Here is a 21,898-nt window from a genome sequence, read left to right as displayed (position 1 = left end):
CAAGCGCCTACGACTTCAGCATCCAGGGTCCATTAATGACGTTTTACCAAGGCCAGAGCCTCGCGGACGCAGTTCGCGAGGCTACTGCCGTTTTGTCCGACGCCGGTGTTCCCAGCCCACGCGTGGACGCTGAGTTGCTGGCCGACCACCTGTTGGGTGTGGGGCTTGGCCGGCTCCGTGCCATGCTCCTCGGCGATGCGCCCTCTCCTGATGGCTATGGGGACTTGGTGCTGGAGCGTGCGGCCCGGGTTCCCTTGCAGCACATCACGGGCGTCGCGTATTTCCGTCACCTGGAGTTGCGCGTGGGCCCGGGGGTGTTCATACCCCGACCGGAAACGGAATCGGTGGTTCAACTGGTCATCGACCACGTCTCGGGCATGGCAAACCCGAAGGTGGTGGATCTCGGTACGGGTTCGGGTGCCATTGCAGGCTCGATAGCCCATGAAGTTCCCGGCGCTGAGGTCCACGCGGTGGAATACAGCAGCTTTGCGCACGCCTGGGCGGCCCGGAATCTCGAACCTTTGGGGGTTTCGTTGATCCAGGGCGACCTCCGGGATGCCCTTCCTGAGCACAACGGTACCTTCGACGTCGTCGTCTCCAACCCCCCATACATCCCGTCCGAGGCGATACCCTCGGAACCGGAAGTCGCCCTCCACGATCCTCCCGAAGCCCTGTACGGTGGGGGAGCGGACGGTATGGAACTTCCGACGGCGGCAGCGGCCTCTGCGGCGCGGCTCCTGAAACCGGGCGGCTACTTCGTGATGGAGCACGCCGAAGTCCAGGCACAATGGATCGCCGGTATGCTGCAACGCGCCGGACGCTGGCAAGAGATCACCACACACTTTGACTTGAACGGCAAAGAACGTGCAACCAGCGCGGTACTGGCAAGCATCGCGCCTGATGAGTGAAAGAATAGCGCTGTGACCACAACCTACAACTGCACTTCCGAGGACCAGCGTGCTGAAGGACTTCAGCACGCCCAGCGCGCCATCAGCGAAAAGAAGTGCATCGTCATGCCCACGGACACCGTCTATGGCATTGCTGCCAACGCTTTTTCTCCTTTGGCTGTAACCATGTTGCTCGCTTCCAAGGGCCGCAGCCGGCAGATGCCCCCTCCCGTGCTGATTCCCCGCGTTAATGCCCTGGACGGGCTGGCAACTGATGTACCTGCTGACGCGCGGGCATTGGCACAGGCTTTCTGGCCCGGCGGGTTGACGTTGATCCTGCACGCGCAGCCGTCCCTGGACTGGGACCTTGGCGATACCAAGGGCACCGTAGCCCTTCGCATGCCGGATGACCACCTTGCTTTGGATCTATTGAGCATGACGGGGCCGTTGGCGGTTTCATCCGCCAACCGGACCGGCCAGGAAGCAGCACAGACGGCTTCCGAGGCACGCCTGCAGCTGGCTGAATCCGTTGAGGTATACCTTGAAGGCGGCTTCCGGCCCGTCAAGGGTACCAACGCCGTGCCTTCCACGATTGTTGATGCAACATCCACTCCTTTCCGCGTGGTGCGGCAGGGGGCCATAGAACTTGAACGCCTCCGGGAGATCGTGCCCTCGATCCTTGGCATCGGTGAGACTGTCGCTGCCGCTGAACCGGAAGCCCCCCAGGAACCAACCACCGAGGACGTTGCTGAGGAGCCGGCCCCCGCGGACGAAACCGGCGAGAAACCGCCTGTCGAAGCATCGGAGGAGCCTGCTTCGGTGAAAAACGCCGCTCAGGACGCTGCACCCGCAACAGCGAAGTCCCAGGCTGCAAGCGAAAACCAGCCGGAATGATTCCAGCACGCCAACGCGTCCCCGTCCTCGACGTGGACGCCACTCCGATGCGCGTCCAGGAACTTCTCGATGCCATGGGCAGCCTCCTCGCGGCCGGAACCACAAGTACGGTATTGGGACATAATCTCCACAGCGTCACCTTGGTGCATTCGCACCCTGATGTTCGAGCGGTCTATGAGGAGGGTTCCATCGTCCTCTTGGACGGCGCTCCCGTTGCCATGTTGTGGGGACTCGCGCACAAACGGCAACTGCAGCCGATTGGCGAGGGGACCATGGCTTACAGGCTCGGCTCCATGGACTGGATTCCTGAGTTGGGAAAGATTCATGGACTTCAGCGGGTCGCCGTCGTCGGGGCCGGCCGCGAGGCGAACAGCAAGGCGGTTGCCCGGCTGGCATCCATCGTCCCAGGTGCGACTGTGGACGGGATGCCCGGTGAAGCATGGGATGAGTCCTTGGAAAGTGCCGTCGTGGAGTGGTTGAAGGGGTTCCGCCCGCAACTTGTATTGCTGGGACTCGGGATGCCGCTTCAGGAAACAGTCCTGCATCGCAGGCTGGGTCAGCTTCCCCCTGCTGTCTACTGCGCAGTCGGGGGTGCCATTGAGCAGGTGGCGGGTGTCCAGAAGCTCGCGCCTCGCTGGCTGGGTCGCTTGGGGCTGGAATGGGCCTGGCGCCTGGTTCTGCACCCCGGGAGGGTTGCCTACCGGGTATTTGTTGAACCGTGGAAGCTGGCTGCCCTGCTGATTCGGCGCCGTATCCAACCATCCAAGACCAGAGGCAAATAAATGACGTCCCAAGCTGTCGTGGTCGCTGTGGTAGTGACCTTCAACCGCCGTGATCTCCTCCAGACCACTTTGGAGGGCATCAGCGCAGGTACCCGGGTACCGGATGCGATCGTCGTCGTCGACAACGCTTCCACCGACGGAACCGCCGAATTCCTCAAGCAGTACCAAGGACCGGTGACAACCGACGTCGTCACATTGAACACCAACGTTGGCGGTGCAGGAGGATTCGTCGTCGGTATGGAACGTGCCGTTCTGGATCACAACGCGGACCACGTGTGGATCATGGATGACGACACGGAACCGCAGCCGGCCGCTCTGCGCGAAGCCCTCGAGGTGTCCGATGCCTACCGGCAGCAGACGGGGGAAGCCCCCGCGTTCATAGCAAGCCGCGTTGTGTGGAGCGACGGACGGGACCACCCCATGAACAGAATGCGTCCCCGGATGGGCGCAAGCGACGACGCCCGTAGCGCCGCTGCCCGCATCGGGGCTACGCAGATCCGGAGTGCTTCCTTTGTGTCGGTGCTGATCCGTGCCGAAGAGATCAAACAGCACGGACTTCCGATCGCAGATTACTTCATCTGGAACGACGACCTCGAGTACACGGCCAGGATTTCCCGTCGGGGGATCGCTTTGACCACGAACGCGTCCGTGGCCAACCACCATACGAAAGTCTTCGGCGACGCAGGAGCAGATCCTGGGCCTCGCTTCTACTACGAGGTGCGGAACAAGCTCTGGGTTTACACCCGCTCGAACGCTTTGGCCCCGTGGGAAAAAGTCCTGTTCACGGGGGCTTCGCTCCGCAACTGGACGCGGACCATCGCTGCTTCGTCCAACCGCAGGGTACTGTTGGACCGGCTTTTCAAGGGCCTGCGGCACGCCTTGAGGGCTCCGCGTTCGAACGCGGAGGTACTGGACGGAATCTACTCTCTGCGCGACGTCCAGGAGCCCGCCCGGTAACACCCAAACAGCCAGGTCGCAGCCAAAACAAGCTGCGGCCTTGCGGCTGCGTCACAGGGTGGTCACGGCCATTGGCATTAGTATCGTGACTAGAGTCCACAGAAATCCCGCAACATTCGGCACAGCCGGTGCAGGCATGGCGACGGAGTAGTTCCATTTATCCACTGACAGAATTCCACACCCTGAGCTGCCCTGAGTTGCCCCTCTCTGCAGCGCCCGGGCCGCGTGCCCTGGTCAAGGTGTCCGCAACGTCCAGCGGGCTGCTCCATGGAGTCGCCCCATGATCATGTATCTGCTGATGGCACTCACGGCCGCCGTTGTGGCCTACGCGGGAACATGGGGCGCCCGCGTCGTCGGAAACAAGCTTCGTTTGTACCAGCCCATCCGAAGCCGTGACATGCACTCCGCCTTGATCTCGAAGCTTGGCGGCCTGGGTATTTTCGTGGGTTTTTTCGCCGCACTTGTGGTGGCGTCCAACTCCTTCTTCGTCAAGGACATCTTCAGGCACAACGATGCTCCCTGGGGAATCCTGGCAGGTGCCGTGGTGATTGTGGCGGTGGGGGTCGCCGACGACATCCTGGATATCCGCTGGTGGATCAAACTCCTGGGCCAGGGCGCTGCCGCCTTCATCGTGGCCATTTGGGGCGTTCGGATGTCCGTAGTGCCGTTCATTCCCGAACCCATTTTCCTGGACTCCGAAGTAGTCCAGATAGTCCTTACCGCAGGTTTGATCGTGACCACGATGAATGCCGTCAACTTCATTGACGGGCTGGATGGCCTGGCGGCCGGCGTGGCCATCATCGGGGGAGGAGCGTTCTTCCTCACCGCCTACTGGGTCCACCGGAACAACCCCTCCACCGACAACTCGGACCTCGCAACCCTCCTGATGGCCATCCTGGTGGGCAGTTGCATTGGCTTCCTGCCCCACAACTGGTTCCCGGCGAAGATCTTCATGGGAGACTCCGGGGCGATGCTCATCGGACTCCTCATGGCCTCTGCTGGCGTCGTTGCCACGGGACAAATCGGTTCCGGCCTGTATGACCGCGCGAACGGCATCCCCACGATCGTTCCTATCCTGCTGCCGTTTGCCGTCCTATCCCTTCCCCTCCTGGATCTGGGCATGGCAGTTGTCCGGAGAACAGCGCGGGGGCAGTCTCCGTGGTCGGCTGACCGCGGGCACCTTCACCACAAGCTGGTGGACCTGGGCTACTCGCACCGCACCGCCGTCGTGATGTTGTACGTGTGGACCTGCATCCTGGCCTTCGGTGGCGTCGCCTTTGCCGTGTTCCCCTGGCAAATGGTGCTGATCATCGTCATCGCCGCCGCGCTGGTCATGGCTGTCGTGACGGCGTGGCCTTACATTCGCCGGACCAAGAACGACTCCGCTCTCTAAGTTTCAAGTTGCCGAGCTGGACTTTGGACGGGGCTGATCCTGACGGAACCCTCACCGCGCACCCCATTTCACCAACAGGGTCTGCAGCGTTCCCATTGTTTGACAACTTGTGACAAGCCTGTGACTATGGTGCAGTCAAGTCCATTGCAAATGATGTAAAAGTGATGTCAAGCGATGGGCATTCGGTGATCCTGCAACTCGGGATCGATATTTGGGGGAGTCAAAAGTATGGGACGATTTGCAAAGATTGCCGCTGTCGGGGCACTGGCCTTGGGTTCGGTGGCGTTGGCGCCTATGTCTGCTCAGGCCTCAGCCGGAACTGGAAGTGCCGTGGAAGCTCAGGCATCAACTACGGCTACGGCGTGTGGCTTTCTAGGCACCAGCTACTGGATCGCGGGTCAGACGTCGGCTTACAACCACTGCGGTTCGGGCAAGGTGCTTGTCCGGCTCGACTACAATGTTGGCAGCGACACGAGGTGCCTCAACCCGGGTGTGACCGACGGAATTACTAGTCCGTTGTGGAATCCGATCATTAATATTTATGCCATTGGATCCTGCTAGCCAGCAGGAGTCGATCAGGGTTGGAAGTACAAGAGGACCCGGTTTCAGCGCTAGCTGGAACCGGGTTCTTTTGCGTGATTTGAAGAGGTGGGAATCCCACACTCCGCGAGGGTAGGGCGTCCGCGCATTGAGTGCATGGCTGCGAAGACTGGCCTCTGTGAACATCTGGCGTGCGATGCGCGAGTCAGTCTCTTCGGCATCAGTTGGCTTGGCGTGTCAGCGGTGACCATTAGGTGGAAAACTGCTGGCATGGCCTGCACCTGTTCTATCTCGTGTAGAATTCAGGTGCAGTGCATTGCTGCACACTTCCCCTTTTACAGATGACGATAGGGATCTCCATGGCTTCAAACGCCGAGCCCGGGCCTGAGCCGGGCAATGGTCCTCTTGAAGCTTCCGGTGCCACGCCCTCGCTTTGGCTGCATCTTCTAAAGCTCAGCACCATTGTGGGATCGGCAGGTCTGCTCGTTGCTGCTGCCTTGGCCGCCCTCATGGACGGCCCAGCGGGTGCTCTGTCGGAGGTTCTTGGTGGACTGCTGGTGATGGTGTTCTTCGGCATCAGTCTGTTGGTGGGCCACTACGTAGGACGAAATAATCCCTCCGGGGCCATTGGCTTGTTCGTTGCTACATACTTCGTAAAGGTCGTCGGTTTCGCCGTAATACTTTTCGCGATCGGCAGACCTGAGTGGCTGCACTCGCGGTGGTTCGTGATCGGTGCCATTGTGACCGTGGTTATGTGGCAGGCTGCTGAGCTCTATGGCTTCAGCAAGGCGCGCCTTCAAACCTTCAACGACCCCAACTCCAGTGAAAGAACCGGCGATGTCTGAGCCAAAGCGATCCGGCCAAAGGGCCGGTCAAGAAGTGGGTAGCGGTGGTGCGGGCTACAACGATGGTATGGCCGTATTCAGCTATATAACTGGCGGAATCATCGTCTGGAGTTTGATAGGGTGGGGTCTGGATAATCTGTGGGGTACCCGCTGGATTGTGCTCGCAGGCGCTCTGCTTGGAGCTCTCGGAGGATTTTACTTGTCCTACATGCATGGCCTCACCGGCAGCAAAAAACGAACTGGTGGCGACCGTGCTGCCAGCGGCCCGTCCAAAGACGGTCCCAGCAATGCCAAATAATTTCACAAGGGAACCAGCAGGCCATGCTTCTGCAGGAACCCACCAAACGCCCAATGATGGACACTGCAGAGAGGAAACGCGTTGATCGCGCTTGCGCTCCCGGCCAAAGACTCAGGAGAGTTTGCCCCTCCTGGTATTAACGAAATGCATTTGCCGGCAATCCTGCCGTGGGGTGCGGCAGAAGGATTCTCGAAGCAGATGCTGCTGGTGATCCTTTCGGTCGTCATCATTGCTACCTTCTTTGTGATAGCTGCACGTAAGCAGCAGCTGGTTCCTGGCAAGCTGCAGTTCGCAGGCGAGATGGCCTACGGCTTCGTGAGGAACAGCATCGCCAAGGACATCATCGGTGGCAGGGACTTCATGAAGTACGTCCCGCTGCTGTTCAGTTTGTTCTTCTTCATCCTGGTGAACAACATTTACGGAGCAATTCCGTACATTCAGCTTCCTACCTTCTCTCACGTAGGCGGTACCTATGTGATGGCAGCCATCGTCTACATCACGTGGATTGCCATTGGCATCAAGAAGAACGGTCTGCGCTACTTCAAGTTGGCCACGGTTCCTTCTGGAGTTCCGGCATACATCCTGCCGCTGATCATTCCGATCGAGATCATCTCCAACTTCCTCGTCCGCCCCGTTACGCACAGCCTTCGTCTGTTCGCAACCATGCTGGCAGGACACCTGATCGTCATGATCGCTGGCGCGGGTATCGAATTCCTGATCTCCCAGGAGAACATCCTGCTCCAGGGCACATCGGTGTTGATCCTTGTCGGCGCGATTGCCATGTACATGCTGGAGGCGCTGATTATGGTGCTGCAGGCATACGTTTTTACGCTGTTGACGGCTATCTACATTGAAGGCGCGCTTCACGCCGATAGCCACTAGGCACCCTCAACTTCCCCCGCAGCGGGGATGAAGCAACCCAAACAACCTGCCACAGAGCTGGCATCTTGAAAGGAAGAAAAATGGAAGGCACTCTCAACCTCGTAGGTTACGGTCTGTCCGCAATCGGCGGTGGTATCGGTGTTGGCCTCGTGTTCGCCGCATACATCAACGGTGTTGCACGCCAGCCGGAAGCTCAGCGCGTCCTGCAGCCCATCGCGTTCTTGGGCCTCGCCCTGACTGAAGCCCTCGCCATTCTCGGCCTGGTCTTCGCGCTCGTTCTCTAGCCAGACTTCATAACGAGCGAACATCCAGAACCGAGTAGAAAACGACGGGTGAAATATGAATCAGCTGATCATCTCAGCCGCCACAGAGGGCGAAGAGGTCAGCCCCCTCACTCCCAACCTTTGGGAAATGGGCGTTGTCCTAATCAGCTTTGCCGTTCTCATGTTCATCGTGGTCAAGTTTGTTGTCCCGATGTTCGAGAAGACGTTCGCAGAGCGGGCGGAAGCCATCGAAGGCGGTATCGCCAAGGCTGAGAAGGCCCAGGCTGAGGCATCTGCTGCACTTGAAGAATACAAGCAGCAGCTCACCGACGCCCGGGCCGAGGCCAACCGCATCCGCGAAGAAGCACGCGCCGAAGGCGCCCAGATCCTCGCGGACCTGAAGGCCAAGGCTGCAGCGGAGTCTGCACGCATCACCGAGCAGGCACACGCCGCCATCGAATCGGAGCGCCAGGCAGCTGTTGTCTCGCTTCGTTCCGAGGTCGGCACCCTGGCCACCACCCTGGCCGGCCGCATCGTTGGTGAAGCACTCACCGACGACGAGCGCGCCGCCCGCGTCGTGGACCGCTTCCTGGCAGATCTGGAGACCCAGAGCGCAGGTGCAGCTAAATAATGGCAGGTATATCGAGCGAATCGCTGACCACAGCGCTGGCGCAGTTGGAAGCCAAGCTTCCCTTCGCTTCGCTGCAGTTGGCTAAGGACCTCTTCGGAATCCTGGGAACGGTGGACAGCTCGGCTGGCTTGCGCCGCGCCCTGACTGACCCGTCCCGTTCAGGAGACGAAAAGTCGGCGCTGGTCAAGCAGCTGGTTGGCGGAAAAGTCTCCGCTGATGCTGCTGAGATTGCAGGTGGATTGGCCGGCTCACGCTGGGCATCGGCCCGCGATATCGGCGATGCACTCGAGACGCTTGCCGCCACGGTGGTCATTGCCGTAGCTGAAAACAAGTCGGCCGTTTCTGCCTCCGGTATCACGGGGCTGGAAGAGCTGGAAAACGATCTGTTTGCCTTCAACCAGGCCGTCGCCTCCAGCCACGAAGTACAACGTGCTCTGTCTGAGCCGCAGGCATCGCCCGCGGCGAAGATTGCATTGGCCGAGAAGCTTGTTCCTGGCAGCAGCGAGGAAGCCAAGGTTCTCATCAGCCAGGCAGTTACGCAGCCGCGCGGTGTCAAGCCGAGCAAGCTCGTCGAGTCATTCGCCAAGCTTGCAGCCAAGCGTCAGCAGCGCTGGATTGCAACTGTCAGCGTTACCCGTCCGTTGACGGAAACGCAGGCCAGCCGTCTGCAGACCGGACTTGACGCCCTGTACAGCCGCGAACTGAAGGTCAACGTAAATGTTGACCCCGCACTGATCGGTGGAATCCGTGTCCAGGTAGGTGACGAAGTGCTCGACGCTTCGGTAGTTGCCCGCCTCAGCGAACTCCGCCGTCAGCTCGCTGGCTAGCGAAGACAAAGCACAACTTAACTGATATAAAACCCGGTCATCGTGAGCAACGATGATCACGAAAACAGGAGAGCAGGGACTGCAGATGGCCGAATTGACCATCAACGCCGACGACGTCCGTAATGCGTTGAACGAGTTCGCGGCGTCCTACGAACCCGGTAACGCAGAGCGCGTAGAGGTTGGTCGTGTGACCACCGCAAGTGACGGCATCGCCCGTGTTGAGGGTCTTCCCTCGGTCATGGCGAACGAGCTGCTTCGCTTCGAAGATGGCACGCTGGGCCTGGCCCAGAACCTTGACGTCCGCGAGATCGGTGTCATTATCCTCGGTGACTTCACCGGTATTGAAGAAGGCCAGGAAGTTCACCGCACCGGTGAAATCCTGTCCGTTCCGGTTGGCGATGCCTTCCTGGGTCGCGTTGTCGACCCCTTGGGCCAGCCGATCGACGACCTCGGCGAGATCAAGGCCGAGGCCACCCGTGCACTGGAACTCCAGGCTCCGGGCGTCACCGAACGCAAGTCGGTTCACGAACCGATGCAGACCGGCCTCAAGGCTATCGACGCCATGATCCCGATCGGCCGTGGCCAGCGTCAGCTGATCATCGGTGACCGCCAGACCGGTAAGACGGCCATCGCCGTCGACACCATCATCAACCAGAAGGCCAACTGGGCTTCCGGAGATGTCACCAAGCAGGTTCGCTGTGTCTACGTCGGTGTTGGCCAGAAGGCTTCCACCATCGCAGCCGTCCGCCAGACCCTCGAGGACCACGGCGCGCTGGAGTACACCACCATCGTGGCGTCCCCGGCGTCCGACCCTGCTGGCTTCAAGTACCTGGCGCCGTATGCAGGTTCGGCCATCGGCCAGCACTGGATGTACGGCGGCAAGCACGTTCTGGTGATCTTCGATGACCTGTCCAAGCAGGCCGAAGCCTACCGCGCCGTGTCCCTTCTGCTGCGTCGTCCGCCGGGACGCGAAGCATACCCGGGTGACGTTTTCTACTTGCACTCCCGTCTGCTGGAGCGTTGTGCCAAGCTCTCCGACGAGCTCGGTGCAGGTTCGATGACCGGTCTTCCGATCGTCGAGACCAAGGCAAACGACGTCTCCGCTTACATCCCGACCAACGTGATCTCCATTACCGATGGTCAGATCTTCCTCCAGTCGGACCTCTTCAACGCCAACCAGCGCCCCGCTGTTGACGTTGGTGTGTCCGTCTCCCGCGTTGGTGGCGCTGCACAGGTCAAGTCCATGAAGAAGGTCTCCGGTACCTTGAAGCTGGACCTGGCCCAGTACCGCGACATGCAGGCATTCGCCATGTTCGCCTCGGACCTGGATGCTGCTTCCCGTCAGCAGCTGACCCGTGGTGCACGCCTCATGGAACTGCTGAAGCAGGGCCAGTACTCGCCGTTCCCTGTCGAGAATCAGGTTGTTTCCATCTGGGCCGGCACCAACGGCTACTTGGACGACGTTCCGGTTGAGGACATCAGCCGCTTCGAGTCCGAGTTCCTGGAGCACCTCACGCACAAGTCCTCCATCCTGACCACGCTGGCCCAGACCAACGTCCTGGATGACGACACCGCTGCAGCTTTGAAGGAAGCCATTGTGTCCTTCAAGAAGGGCTTCTTCGGCGAAGGCGACAACCACTTGGTTGGCGCTGGCCACGAAGAGCACGCAGCGATCTCCGGCGGCGACGTCGACCAGGAAAAGATCGTCAAGCAGAAGCGCTAGTTTCGATAACCTGCTCTGCCGGGGTCCGAAAGGGCCCCGGCAGGGCAGCACATCGGGAACTTAGGAAAGGATAAGTATGGGAGCCCAGATTCGGGTCTACCGTCAGAAGATCAGCTCGACGACGTCGATGCGCAAGATCTTCAAGGCGATGGAACTGATCGCTACCTCGCGCATCGGTAAGGCCCGCGCCCGCGTAGCAGCTTCACTGCCTTACGCGAACGCGATTACCCGCGCCGTTTCTGCTGTCGCAACTCAGAGCGAAATCGACCACCCGCTGACCACCGAACCGGAGCAGATCCGCCGCGCCGCAGTCCTGATCGTTACATCGGACCGTGGCCTTGCAGGATCCTACTCGGCGAGCGTGCTCAAGCAGGCTGAAGGTCTCTTCGAGCTTCTTCACGCAGAAGGCAAGGAAGTCAAGGCGTACTTGGTTGGCCGCAAGGCTCAGGCGTACTTCGATTTCCGCAATCGGTCCTACGCCCGCGTATGGACCGGTGGCACGGACGCACCGGAATTCGAAACCGCGCAGGAAGTCGGAGCTGCACTTCTCGAAGACTTCTCCACTGATTTCGAAGAGGGTGGCGTGGATGAAATCCACGTTGTCTACACCCGCTTCAAGTCCATGGTGACGCAGGAACCGACGGTTATCCGTCTGCTTCCGCTGGAGGTCGTCGAAGAGGAAGCAACCTCGGAGTCCGAGCTGTTGCCGTTGTACGAGTTTGAACCGGAAACAGAGCAGGTGCTTGACGCACTGCTTCCGCGTTACATCGAGTCCCGCATCTTCGCAGCCATGCTGCAGGCAGCAGCTTCCGAGCTCGCAGCCCGCCAGCGTGCAATGAAGTCGGCCGGTGACAACGCGACGGATCTGATCAAGAAGTACACGCGCCTTCGCAACACGGCCCGCCAGGCCGAGATTACGCAGGAGCTTTCCGAAATCGTGGCCGGCGCCGACGCTCTCGCGTCCTAGCCTGCAACGGATTCGGCTCGAAGCCGCACCTGCAACAAACAGATAAACTTAACCCACGCCATCTACTGAGTGAAGTGAGAGAGATGACTGCCACTGCTACCGAACACGTAGCAACGGCCGGTGCCACCGGCCGCATTGCCCGTGTTATTGGTCCGGTTGTCGACGTCGAATTCCCGGCTGACGCAATCCCCTCGATTTACAACGCTCTGACCACCGAGATTACTCTCAACGGTCAGACCAAGACCATCACGTTCGAGACTTCCCAGCACCTGGGTGACAACCTCGTCCGCGCCATCTCCCTGCAGGCTACCGACGGACTCGTCCGCGGCACCACCGTCCAGGACTCCGGCGCTCCGATCTCCGTGCCCGTTGGCGACGGCGTCAAGGGCCACATCTTCAACGTACTCGGCAAGCCGCTGGACGTTGAAGAGTCCGAGATCAAGGCCGACGCTTACTGGCCGATCCACCGCAAGGCTCCGAGCTTTGCTTCCCTCGAGGGCTCCACGGAGATGCTCGAGACCGGCATCAAGGTCATCGACCTTCTCACCCCGTACATCAAGGGTGGAAAGATCGGCCTCTTCGGCGGCGCCGGCGTGGGCAAGACCGTTCTGATCCAGGAAATGATCACCCGTGTTGCCCGCAACTTCGGTGGTACTTCCGTATTCGCCGGTGTCGGCGAGCGTACCCGTGAAGGTAACGACCTCTGGGTTGAAATGGAAGAGGCCGGCGTCCTCAAGGACACCGCCCTTGTCTTCGGCCAGATGGATGAGCCGCCGGGAACGCGTCTGCGCGTGGCCCTGTCCGCGCTCACAATGGCGGAATACTTCCGCGATGTCCAGAACCAGGACGTGCTGCTCTTCATCGACAACATCTTCCGCTTCACGCAGGCAGGTTCGGAAGTTTCCACGCTGCTCGGCCGTATGCCGTCCGCCGTGGGCTACCAGCCGAACCTTGCTGATGAGATGGGTCTGCTCCAGGAGCGCATCACCTCCACCAAGGGTCACTCCATCACGTCGATGCAGGCCATCTACGTGCCGGCTGATGACTACACCGACCCGGCTCCGGCCACGACCTTCGCACACCTCGACGCGACCACGGAACTTTCCCGTGAAATCGCCTCCCGTGGTCTGTACCCGGCCGTTGACCCGCTGACGTCGACCTCCCGTATCCTGGATCCCCAGTACATCGGCAAGGACCACTACAACACGGCTGTCCGTGTTAAGCAGATCCTGCAGAAGAACAAGGAACTCCAGGACATCATCGCCATCCTCGGTGTTGACGAACTGTCGGAAGAGGACAAGATCGTCGTGTCGCGTGCACGCCGTATCCAGCAGTTCCTCTCCCAGAACACCTACACCGCCAAGCAGTTCACCGGCGTCGAAGGCTCCACCGTGTCCATCAAGGACACCGTCGAAGGCTTCACCGCCATCTGCGACGGCGAGCTGGACCACATCGCAGAGCAGGCGTTCTTCAACGTCGGCGGCCTGGATGACGTCGAGCGCAACTGGGCCAAGATCCAGGAACAGACCAAGTAGTATGGCTGAGCTCGAGGTTGAGATTGTCGCGGCGGACCACTTCGTGTGGTCCGGAGCGGCCAAGATGGTGAAGGCCCGCACCAGCGATGGTGAAATCGGAATCCTGCCGGGCCACTCGCCCCTTTTGGCCATCATGGCCGAGGGCGAGCTGGCAATCCAGCCGGTTTCCGGTGACCGGATCGCTGTAGTTGTTGACGGTGGGTTCTTCTCCGTGGACAACGATCGCGTGGTCATTGTTGCTGACAACGCCAAACTGGGCGAAGCGGCTACAGCGGGGATCCGATAGCACGACCTTGATGGACGATTCCCTCATTCCGTTCATCGCCTTGGCAACAGCGTTCACGTTGCTGATCATTTCACTGTGCCTTTTGGGGGTGCGCCGCTTCAATCTGCGGCGCGCCCTCGGCACGATCGACGCCTCCATTTGCACGGCTGGAAACAGCTGGCAGATGGGGGTTTGTCGTTATCAGGACAATGATCTCGAGTGGTTCCGCCTGATGTCGCTGAGTGTGGTGCCCAAACATAAGTTCAAACGCAGTTCACTGGAGCTCCTCGGGCGCCGCCAACCGACTGAGGACGAGCTCGTCAAAGTCCAGCCCGGGGTCGTAGTGGTTGAACTGCAGTACGAAGGCAAGAAGTTCATGCTTGCGATGAACTTCGATGCCTATGCCGGGCTGTCCTCCTGGCTGGAGGCCGGGCCGGTTATCGGCGTCGGAACCTGGCGTTAGGCGTTATGGACTTCCTGTTGGACGTCAGCCTCGTCAGTGGCCCGTTTCTGTGGTTCAGCATCGTTTGCGGCGTGGCAGGGGCAGCCTACCTGCTGTGGCGGCGGAAGCGGTCCTGGTTTTTGCTTGTTCCCGCCTCCCTGTTGGCTTCCATCGGCCTGGTGACTTTGGTCCACTGGATCCTCGTGGACGTGCTGGCCGCGTTTTCAGAGAACCTCCCGTTCGAGACGGTGGCCTGGTCCGTCCCGGCAGTTGCGGCCGTCCTGCTCTGTGCCGCACGTTTTCCGCGTAATTCCTGGAAGGGTCGCGGGTTCAGTACCCTGGCGATGCTTGGGGTCATCTTGCTCAGCGCTGTCCAAGTCAATCTGTATTTCGGGTTGAACAATACGGTGGCCGACCTCCTGGGCACCGCTGTTGCACGCATCCAACCGCTGGAGCAGAGCCTCAAGCGTTCTCCCGGTTCCACGCCCGGTCCCTTGGCTTCGGCATGGAAGGCACCTGAGTCCATGCCGTCCAACGGCATTCTGCGTAAGGCCGCGATTCCCGGATCTGTGTCGGGCTTCAGTGCCCGCGAAGCGTATATCTACTTTCCGCCGGCATATCAGACCACCCCACGGCCTGTCCTTCCCGTCCTGGTCCTTTTTTCCGGTCAACCCGGTGGCCCTGCGGACTGGTTGACGGGCGGTCAGCTGCGGGCACAAATGGACCGGTTCGCTGAAGCCCATCAGGGCATTTCACCGGTAACCGTGGTGGTGGATCCCAACGGGTCCGGCAGCGCCAACACCATGTGCATGGACAGCCGGATAGCCCCTGCAGACACATACCTTTCGAAGGACGTTCCAGCCTGGATTTCCGAGAACCTTGACGTTTCCACGGACCACAAGCAGTGGGCTGTGGGCGGATTCTCCTTCGGCGGGACGTGTGCGCTGCAAATGGGCACGGCACACCCGGACATTTTTCCATCGGTACTGGCTTTCTCGGCGGAGCGTGAGCCTGCCCTCGCCAAGGACCGCAACAAGACCATTGCGGACTCGTTCGACGGCGACGTCGCGGCTTTTGAATCCCGGACGCCTTTGGCGTTGATGGGGGAGCGCACCTTTGCCGGCAGCGGTGTGTACTTCGCCGCCGGCGCAACGGACAACGAGTTCACCAATTACATGCACGAACTGGCCCAAAGTGCCGCAAGCGCCGGTTTCCAAACCGAAGAGCACACCATCCGGAACGCTGGTCATTCCTGGGACGCCGTAGTGCGCGGAATGCCGGGTGGCCTGGACTTCCTCGCCACGCGTTGGGGGCTGCGCAAGTGAGCCTTGCTGTCAGAGGGGTCATCTTGCCTGCATTGCGGCAGGCCGCGCAGCACGTCCGGCGCACCCCTTTCACCGTCGGCGTCCTGGCGCTGTTTGTGGCGCTATCCATCATCTCCGGCAGCTTCGTCACGGGGCCTCCGGACACCTGGCTGCGGGTGGCAGGCGTCAGCCTGGCTGGTCTCAAATCGGGTGAGTGGTGGTCGATTTGGACCTCGCTCTTCTTCACGACCAACCCCTTGGCTTACGTCACTGCTGTCCTGATGATCGTCTTCCTTCTAGGGCTTGCCGAACGGCGCTTCGGCTCGTTCAAGACCGCGGCTGTATTTTTCGGCAGCCAGTTTGCCAGTGTGTCGGCATTTCTGTTGGTCACGCAGGTCGCGCAAGCCTTCGACGACGATTGGCTGGCCCGGATGGCCGAAACCCGGCTGATCGGACCCTATGCAGCAGTCCTGTCCACGTGTTTGGCGGCCAGCGCGCTCCTTCCCATGCTGTGGCAACGACGCCTGCGGACAGTGGTGCTGTCAATTTCCTTGCTCCTTGTGTTGTACGTGGGCCACGCGGAAACGGTGGTGGGCTTCCTCGGAGCCTTGATCGGTTTGGCGGCGGGCTGGTGGACCCAAAGCAGCCAGGGGCATCTCCACCTGCACAGGTCCACAGGCAGGGAAGTCCGGAACCTGCTGTCCCTGACGATGGCAATTTTTGCGGTGGGTCCTATCGTGACCGCGGCTGCGAAAAGCCCTTCGGGTCCGTTGGCCTTGCTCCGGGATGTCATCCTCAATCCGATACCTACACTGGGCCAGCTTGAGAGCAACTGCGGGGGCAGCATCGATGTCTCCTGTTTGGAGCTGGGACGCCAAGGCTACACAGGTCCCTTCGGACTGGCGTTGGCCGTGGTGCCTGTGGTGCTCCTGCTGATCTGCGCTGACGGGATGAGGCGCGGACGCCGTCTCGCGCTGGGCATCGCGGTAGGCGTGCAGGTGCTCGTGGTTGTGCTTTCGGCCATCTACCTGGGACTTTTTGCCACCATCCCAAGGCCACAGGGCCGTCCGCATTCAGGGATGATGAGCTCGGCCGTAGTGCACCTCATCCCGCTGGTGCTGGTGCCCCTGATTCTCGCTGTGCTGTTGTTCGCCTATCGGGGACACTTCCGTGTTGTCTCCGCGCACCGTCTCCGGCGCAGGGTGTTCTGGTCTGTTGGCCTGACCGGCGCCGGGCTTGGTCTCGCCTATTGCATCGTGTGGTTTTCCTCCGGGGGCATGTCACGGGACGGTGGCCTCCTCGGCTTGGCTTCGGAGCTTGCCAGGCAATATCTTCCTGTTCCGCTTCCGGGGGCTTACCGGAAGGTCTTCGCCGAGCGTGACGTGCTGGAAGTGTTCCTGTTCTCCTATTCCGGCACTGTCTTCTGGCTGGTCGCGCTGGTTGGGGTATGGGTCCTTTTCATCCGAGGGAACCATACGGGAGGCCGTGACCACGAGGCGCGTTGGCAGGCCCGTCACCTAGTGAAGTCCGGGGGCGACTCATTGTCGTGGATGGCGCTGTGGGAGCCGAACAAGTACTGGTTCGCACCGGACGGGACCGGGGGAGTGGCCTACCAGCAACACGGGCACGTGGCCCTGACGATGGCCGGTCCTTTCGGGCCGGCCGGGAAGCATGTGGAAACAGCCGGCGGCTTCCTGGAGTACTGCTCGCAGCATGCTCTGATCCCCTGCCTTTATTCCTGCACCGATGAGCTGTGGCCCATGCTGGAGGCACGGGGCTTCCGCCGGGTGGCGGTCGCCCAGGAAACCCGGTTGCGGATCAGGGGCCTGGAATTCCGCGGCAAGGAATGGCAGAACGTCCGGACCTCCCTGAACCGAGCGGCGAAGTTGGGCATTTCGGCACGCTGGAGCAGGTTCTCTGAGCTGCCCAATGGCATACGCACGCAGATCAGTGAGGTGTCCGAGGAATGGGCGGCCCAAAAGAAGATCCCGGAAATGGGCTTCACATTGGGAGGCCTGGATGAGCTCGAGGACGATGAGGTCCTCTGCGGCGTAGCGGTGGATGACGCCGGCCATGTCCATGGCGTAACCAGTTGGCTGCCGGTTTTCGAAGACGGGAAGATCGTCAGCTGGACTCTGGACTTCATGCGACGGCGCGGCGATGCCTTCCCCGGGGTGATGGAATTCCTCATCGCCTCGGCTGTCCTCCACTTGCGCGATTCAGTGGAAGTCATCTCCCTGTCGGGCTCGCCGCTTGCCCGGGAAAAGGGTGAGATCGAACAGCAGGCCAAAGGCCTGGCGGGTCTGCTGGATGTCGTGGGTCAGGCATTGGAGCCCGTTTATGGGTTTCGGTCCCTTGCGTCCTTTAAGTCACGATTCCAACCTGAGTACCGGACGCTGTACATGTATTACCAGGACCCGCTGCACCTGCCGGCAATGGGACGGGCACTCAGCCGGGCATACCTTCCCGGGCTGTCGGTTCGACATTCCGCCAGGCTGCTCCGGACATTGGTTGGTTGAATTGTCAATCCTTTTATCGTTGCCCTTTCTTCGCTTTCTTCACGTTTAGTAACAGTCACTGTCGTAATGGGACCCCGCGGCGGGCTATTGAACTGCCTTATGCCGTTGAACCCGGATTTAAACAGGTTGGCCCCGGCTCGAAAGCCAGGGCCAACCTGTTTGTCGTTTCTGCGGGAAGCAGAAATCAACGGTTAAGACTAGACGACGGTAACGCCGGTGGCCTGGGGGCCCTTGGCGCCCTGGCCGATCTCGAACTGAACGCGCTGGTTCTCATCGAGGGTCTTGAAACCACCGGTCTGGATCTCGGAGTAGTGAACGAAAACGTCCCCATCCGAGTCGTCCGGGGTGATGAAGCCGAAGCCCTTTTCAGCGTTGAACCACTTTACGGTTCCCAGTGCCATGTATATCTCCTCATTATGGAACTTCAGTCCGATACACTTCGTACCGGCCTTGTTACTCCGCGAGAAGACCTGAATTCCTCCCAGGCGGACCTGGTCGGATTCGCAGGAGCTTCACGCTCGCAACTCGTCTTGCGAGCATGAAAACCACCTACACAAAGACTGCTACAACACTTTCATGTGCTCTGCCGGAGGTCAACGGTCTTTAGGCGTATTTGAGAAAAATTTAGGTAAAAAGAAGGTAACGCATGGTTGCCTGCAATTACCCCTGACTTCTCTAAGACAACCATTGCCCGTTGCGCATCACACGGGTCAGTTCAAGGTCCTCATTGGTGACAACAACATCGGCACGCAGTCCGCGCCGCAGCCCGCCAATTTCATCCGAAAGGCCCAGGACCGCGGCCGGCACTGCGGTGGCGGAACAGACGACATCAGGAAGGGCGACGCCGGCGGCCACCGTTTTGCGGACAACGTCCAGGAGCGTAGCGGTGCCCCCCGCGATCGAACCGGTGGCATCGAGCGTGGCTACGCCGCTGCTGACCGTGACCGGGGACGGGCCAAGCATGTAGCTGCCGTCGGAAAGGCCGGCCGCCGCCATGGAGTCGGTCACCAGGACAACGTTGGCCGCACCGACCAGCTGGAAGACGGTGGCCACCATGCTGGGGGCCAGATGCGTCCCATCGGCGATCAGTTCGACCACGGCTTTGCCCTCCTGCGCCATGCGAAGGCACGCAGCCACGGGTCCTGGCGCGCGGTGATGCATCGGAGGCATCCCATTGAAAAGGTGGGTGACGGTCGGGAGTGAACTCACGCCGTCGAAACCTGCCGACTCAAGCCCTTCGCGGGCGGCGGCCAACGACGCCGTGGCGGTGGCGTCGTCACAGTCCGTGTGCCCCAAGGAAGGCGTCACGCCATGGGAAGTCATGAGGTCCACCAGTGCGGCCGCGCCGGGGAGTTCCGGGGCGTATGTCATGGTGGCGAGCTTGCCGGCCGCAGCGGCCACCAACTCATCCATGAGTTCCAGGTCGGGCTCGAGCAGGTAGTCCGGGTTCTGGGCTCCGCAGCGAGCGTGGGAGAGGAACGGACCCTCGAGATGGATTCCGGCGACCAACCCTTCCTCTGCGAGCTTCACGAAAAGCTCGATGCCACGCAGGAGGTCCTCCCGTGGAGCGGTGACCATGCTGGCAAGGAACGTGGTGGTTCCCGAACGGTGCAGGAACTCGATTGCCTTGCGGGCCGCAACTTCCTCGCCGCTCGGAAAGTCGCCGCCGTTGCCGCCGTGGCAGTGGACGTCAACCAGTCCGGGGATGAGGTAGCTGCCGCTGGGAACTCCCAGGCGTATGGCCCCTTCGAAACCTTCGAAGGCTTCCTGGTCAAAGGCATCAGCAGGGCCGGCGTAGGCAATCCGGTCCCCGTCGATGGCCAGCAGGCCGTCTTCCACCACCTCGCCGTCGCTGACCAGCGTTCCTTTGATGATCTGGTGGCTTGGCGCGGACGATGTGGCAAAACGGGGTGCGGCAGTCATGTTCCGATTCTAGTGGCCCGGGGCACACTCAGCCCGAGGCGTCCTCAGAAGAGGCGGGACTCGCTGTCATCCACACCGCGCATGGCGTCATAATCGAGCGTCACGCAATCGATGCCGCGGTCATTGGCGAGGACTTTCGCCTGCGGCTTGATCTGCTGGGCGGCGAAAATGCCACGGACCGGTGCCAGCAAAGGATCCCGGTTGAGCAATTCCAGGTACCGGGTGAGCTGCTCAACGCCGTCGATGTCGCCGCGGCGTTTGAGTTCGACGGCGACTGTGGCGCCGGAGGCGTCGCGGGCAAGGATGTCCACGGGGCCGATCGCCGTGAAGTATTCGCGGCGGATCAGCGAGTAACCGGCACCGAGGGTCTCGATCTGTTCGGCCAGGAGGCGCTGCAGGTCCGCTTCGACTCCATCCTTGATCAGTCCCGGGTCGGTGCCTAGGTCATGAGAGGTGTCGTGGAGTTGTTCGTAGATATTGATGATGAGGCGGTCATCGGTCTTGGCTGACTGCACCGTCCATTGCTCCACTACTCCCTCTTCCACCTCGGTTTCCTCGGGGGTAGTCACCCGCAGTGTGGCAGGCGGGCTCATCCAGTTCAGCGGCTTGTAGGAGCCGCCGTCGGAGTGCACCAGCACCGAGCCGTCCGCCTTGACCAGCAACAGCCGGGTGGCGAGGGGGAGGTGGGCCTTCAGGCGGCCAACGTAATCAACAGAACAACGGGCTATGACGAGTCGCACCCGCCCCACATTACCGCGTATGCCCGGTTGCCTGGGGCAGAATGGAGGTATGCCCCGCTCCAACCGTCCCCGCCGCAACGCGTCCGGCCCACGTCCCGGCAGCGGTGGAGGCAAATGGGCGGAACCGGTGCCGGAGCTCGATCTTGAGCGGGCCAGAGCGGGGATCGCCCGGCGCGAAAGTGCTCCGGATGGTGACTGGATGGTGCGGACCATGACGGCCAGGAAGGCGGAAAAGCAGTACATCTGCCCGGGTTGTTCAACGGCGATCCTGCCGGGAATCGCCCACCTGGTGGTGTGGTCCGACAACCACCTCTTCGGCCAGGCCGCGGGGTTGGCTGAGCGCCGCCACTGGCACACCAATTGCTGGACTACCCGGACGTACCGCTACCGCTGATGCGCTTAGGCTTGGATGCATGACTTTCGATCCCGCCTCGTTCGTTTTCACCCCACAGGACGCGCCATCGGAGATCCGTGCTTCAACGGTTCTTCCCGCCAAACGCGAGAATGTGGCATTCACCACCGAGGACGGCAAGGTCCTGCTGGGCGAGCTCGCCCTGCCGGAATCAGGGGAGATCACGGCCACGCTGATAACGCTGCATCCGTTGCCGACGCACGGTGGCTTCATGGATTCCCACGTCTACCGCAAGGCTTCCTACAGGCTTCCTGCCTTGGCCGGCGTCGCGGTGCTTCGCTTCAACACCCGTGGCACATCATCTCCGCGCGGGACAAGTGAGGGACAGTTCGAAGAAGGCGTAGGTGAGCGGTACGACGTCGAGGCGGCCGTGCGTTTCGCCGTTGAACGCGGCCTGCCGAACCGCTGGCTGGTGGGGTGGTCTTTCGGGACGGAACTGGCGCTGATGTATGGAGCGGTAGAGCCGGTGGCAAGCCGGATCGAAGGCGCGGTCCTGTTGTCCCCGCCGCTGCATCGGGCCACGGATGTGCACCTCAAGGAATGGGCGGAGTCCGGCAAGCCGCTGACGGTCCTGGTGCCTGAGCATGATGACTACCTGCAGCCGGAAGAGGCTGCCGGCCGGTTCAGCCTGGTGCCGCAGGCCCGGGTTGTTGGCGTCGACGGAGCCAAGCACCTTTGGGTGGGCGAAAAGTACGCGGCGCGCGTCCTTGATGAGATCGTCGACGACGTCACGCCGGCGGGTGCCGGCGCACAGGGACTGCCGCGTGAGTGGGCGGGGTCGGTGGCCAATGCCTGATCCGGTGGCGAGTGCCTGATCCGGCTGGTTCGTGGCGAACATCCCGGACATGAAGAGGCCCCTGAACCAAACG

General features: G+C 61.1%; 24 protein-coding genes. 21 read left to right on the top strand and 3 right to left on the bottom strand.

Annotated elements, in window-relative coordinates; translation table 11 throughout:
* Positions 1-35 precede the first annotated feature (35 nt).
* From prmC to HMI60_RS12450, 19 genes are all read left to right on the top strand, one after another.
* Entirely contained in the window at positions 36-908 is an 873-nt protein-coding gene (gene prmC, locus HMI60_RS12535; RefSeq protein ID WP_018776352.1) for a peptide chain release factor N(5)-glutamine methyltransferase, read from the top strand.
* A gap of 12 nt (positions 909-920) precedes the next feature.
* The gene (locus tag HMI60_RS12530; RefSeq protein ID WP_193589746.1) at positions 921-1,781 is read left to right on the top strand and encodes an L-threonylcarbamoyladenylate synthase; all 861 of its coding nucleotides are present in this window, start codon (positions 921-923) and stop codon (positions 1,779-1,781) included.
* A complete protein-coding gene (locus HMI60_RS12525; RefSeq protein ID WP_193589745.1) occupies positions 1,778-2,563 on the top strand; it encodes a WecB/TagA/CpsF family glycosyltransferase in 786 nt (261 codons plus the stop codon). Before HMI60_RS12530 ends, HMI60_RS12525 begins: the two co-directional genes overlap by 4 nt.
* Positions 2,564-3,520, top strand: a complete 957-nt coding sequence (locus HMI60_RS12520; RefSeq protein WP_193589744.1) for a glycosyltransferase — start codon at positions 2,564-2,566, stop codon at positions 3,518-3,520.
* A 280-nt stretch (positions 3,521-3,800) separates the two neighbouring features.
* Positions 3,801-4,913 carry an MraY family glycosyltransferase gene (locus HMI60_RS12515; protein WP_018776348.1) on the top strand — a complete coding sequence of 371 codons (1,113 nt, stop codon included), beginning with the start codon at positions 3,801-3,803 and terminating at the stop codon, positions 4,911-4,913.
* A 228-nt stretch (positions 4,914-5,141) separates the two neighbouring features.
* A complete protein-coding gene (locus HMI60_RS21270; protein ID WP_220034246.1) occupies positions 5,142-5,474 on the top strand; it encodes a DUF6355 family natural product biosynthesis protein in 333 nt (110 codons plus the stop codon).
* 338 nt (positions 5,475-5,812) lie between these two features.
* The gene (locus tag HMI60_RS12510; RefSeq protein WP_018776347.1) at positions 5,813-6,298 is read left to right on the top strand and encodes a hypothetical protein; all 486 of its coding nucleotides are present in this window, start codon (positions 5,813-5,815) and stop codon (positions 6,296-6,298) included.
* A complete protein-coding gene (locus HMI60_RS12505; RefSeq protein ID WP_079580533.1) occupies positions 6,291-6,596 on the top strand; it encodes a hypothetical protein in 306 nt (101 codons plus the stop codon). The genes HMI60_RS12510 and HMI60_RS12505 overlap by 8 nt, the downstream gene beginning before the upstream one ends.
* An 81-nt stretch (positions 6,597-6,677) precedes the next feature.
* Positions 6,678-7,478 (top strand): F0F1 ATP synthase subunit A, encoded by an 801-nt coding sequence (atpB, locus tag HMI60_RS12500; protein ID WP_026266929.1) that lies wholly within the window; start codon positions 6,678-6,680, stop codon positions 7,476-7,478.
* Positions 7,479-7,558: 80 nt separating this feature from the next.
* Positions 7,559-7,762: an ATP synthase F0 subunit C gene (gene atpE, locus HMI60_RS12495; RefSeq protein ID WP_018776345.1), complete on the top strand. Its 204-nt coding sequence runs from the start codon at positions 7,559-7,561 to the stop codon at positions 7,760-7,762.
* A 55-nt stretch (positions 7,763-7,817) separates the two neighbouring features.
* Complete coding sequence (locus HMI60_RS12490) at positions 7,818-8,372, top strand: F0F1 ATP synthase subunit B (protein ID WP_018776344.1); 555 nt, start codon at positions 7,818-7,820, stop codon at positions 8,370-8,372.
* Positions 8,372-9,199 (top strand): F0F1 ATP synthase subunit delta, encoded by an 828-nt coding sequence (locus HMI60_RS12485; protein WP_018776343.1) that lies wholly within the window; start codon positions 8,372-8,374, stop codon positions 9,197-9,199. The genes HMI60_RS12490 and HMI60_RS12485 overlap by 1 nt, the downstream gene beginning before the upstream one ends.
* An 85-nt stretch (positions 9,200-9,284) precedes the next feature.
* Positions 9,285-10,922 carry a F0F1 ATP synthase subunit alpha gene (atpA, locus tag HMI60_RS12480; RefSeq protein ID WP_011775259.1) on the top strand — a complete coding sequence of 546 codons (1,638 nt, stop codon included), beginning with the start codon at positions 9,285-9,287 and terminating at the stop codon, positions 10,920-10,922.
* Between the two features lie 76 nt (positions 10,923-10,998).
* Positions 10,999-11,889 (top strand): F0F1 ATP synthase subunit gamma, encoded by an 891-nt coding sequence (locus HMI60_RS12475; RefSeq protein ID WP_018776342.1) that lies wholly within the window; start codon positions 10,999-11,001, stop codon positions 11,887-11,889.
* 83 nt (positions 11,890-11,972) lie between these two features.
* Positions 11,973-13,424, top strand: a complete 1,452-nt coding sequence (gene atpD, locus HMI60_RS12470; protein WP_014922173.1) for a F0F1 ATP synthase subunit beta — start codon at positions 11,973-11,975, stop codon at positions 13,422-13,424.
* A 1-nt stretch (position 13,425) separates the two neighbouring features.
* Positions 13,426-13,710 (top strand): F0F1 ATP synthase subunit epsilon, encoded by a 285-nt coding sequence (locus HMI60_RS12465; RefSeq protein ID WP_018776341.1) that lies wholly within the window; start codon positions 13,426-13,428, stop codon positions 13,708-13,710.
* 10 nt (positions 13,711-13,720) lie between these two features.
* Positions 13,721-14,152, top strand: a complete 432-nt coding sequence (locus HMI60_RS12460; RefSeq protein ID WP_018776340.1) for a DUF2550 domain-containing protein — start codon at positions 13,721-13,723, stop codon at positions 14,150-14,152.
* Between the two features lie 5 nt (positions 14,153-14,157).
* Positions 14,158-15,456: an alpha/beta hydrolase family protein gene (locus HMI60_RS12455; protein WP_193589743.1), complete on the top strand. Its 1,299-nt coding sequence runs from the start codon at positions 14,158-14,160 to the stop codon at positions 15,454-15,456.
* A complete protein-coding gene (locus HMI60_RS12450) occupies positions 15,438-17,954 on the top strand; it encodes a DUF2156 domain-containing protein (protein ID WP_039242040.1) in 2,517 nt (838 codons plus the stop codon). Before HMI60_RS12455 ends, HMI60_RS12450 begins: the two co-directional genes overlap by 19 nt.
* A gap of 197 nt (positions 17,955-18,151) precedes the next feature.
* Here HMI60_RS12450 and HMI60_RS12445 read toward each other — a convergent pair whose 3' ends face one another.
* The 3 genes from HMI60_RS12445 to nucS all read right to left on the bottom strand — a co-directional run bounded on the left by HMI60_RS12445 (position 18,152) and on the right by nucS (position 20,617).
* Entirely contained in the window at positions 18,152-18,355 is a 204-nt protein-coding gene (locus tag HMI60_RS12445) for a cold-shock protein (protein WP_018776337.1), read from the bottom strand.
* A gap of 274 nt (positions 18,356-18,629) precedes the next feature.
* Complete coding sequence (locus HMI60_RS12440; RefSeq protein WP_018776336.1) at positions 18,630-19,877, bottom strand: N-acetylglucosamine-6-phosphate deacetylase; 1,248 nt, start codon at positions 19,875-19,877, stop codon at positions 18,630-18,632.
* Between the two features lie 44 nt (positions 19,878-19,921).
* Positions 19,922-20,617, bottom strand: a complete 696-nt coding sequence (gene nucS, locus HMI60_RS12435; RefSeq protein WP_018776335.1) for an endonuclease NucS — start codon at positions 20,615-20,617, stop codon at positions 19,922-19,924.
* A 49-nt stretch (positions 20,618-20,666) separates the two neighbouring features.
* Here nucS and HMI60_RS12430 point away from each other — a divergent pair, with 49 nt between their 5' ends.
* Together HMI60_RS12430 and HMI60_RS12425 are read left to right on the top strand one after the other, a co-directional pair.
* Positions 20,667-21,011: a hypothetical protein gene (locus tag HMI60_RS12430; protein WP_018776334.1), complete on the top strand. Its 345-nt coding sequence runs from the start codon at positions 20,667-20,669 to the stop codon at positions 21,009-21,011.
* Between the two features lie 19 nt (positions 21,012-21,030).
* Positions 21,031-21,825: an alpha/beta hydrolase gene (locus HMI60_RS12425; RefSeq protein ID WP_039242038.1), complete on the top strand. Its 795-nt coding sequence runs from the start codon at positions 21,031-21,033 to the stop codon at positions 21,823-21,825.
* Positions 21,826-21,898 lie beyond the last annotated feature (73 nt).

The sequence above is a fragment of the Paenarthrobacter sp. YJN-D genome (genome assembly GCF_015040335.1).
Taxonomy (GTDB): domain Bacteria; phylum Actinomycetota; class Actinomycetes; order Actinomycetales; family Micrococcaceae; genus Arthrobacter; species Arthrobacter nicotinovorans.
The sequence above is the reverse complement of the archived record's forward strand: the minus strand, read 5'-3'. Positions and strand labels throughout refer to the sequence as shown.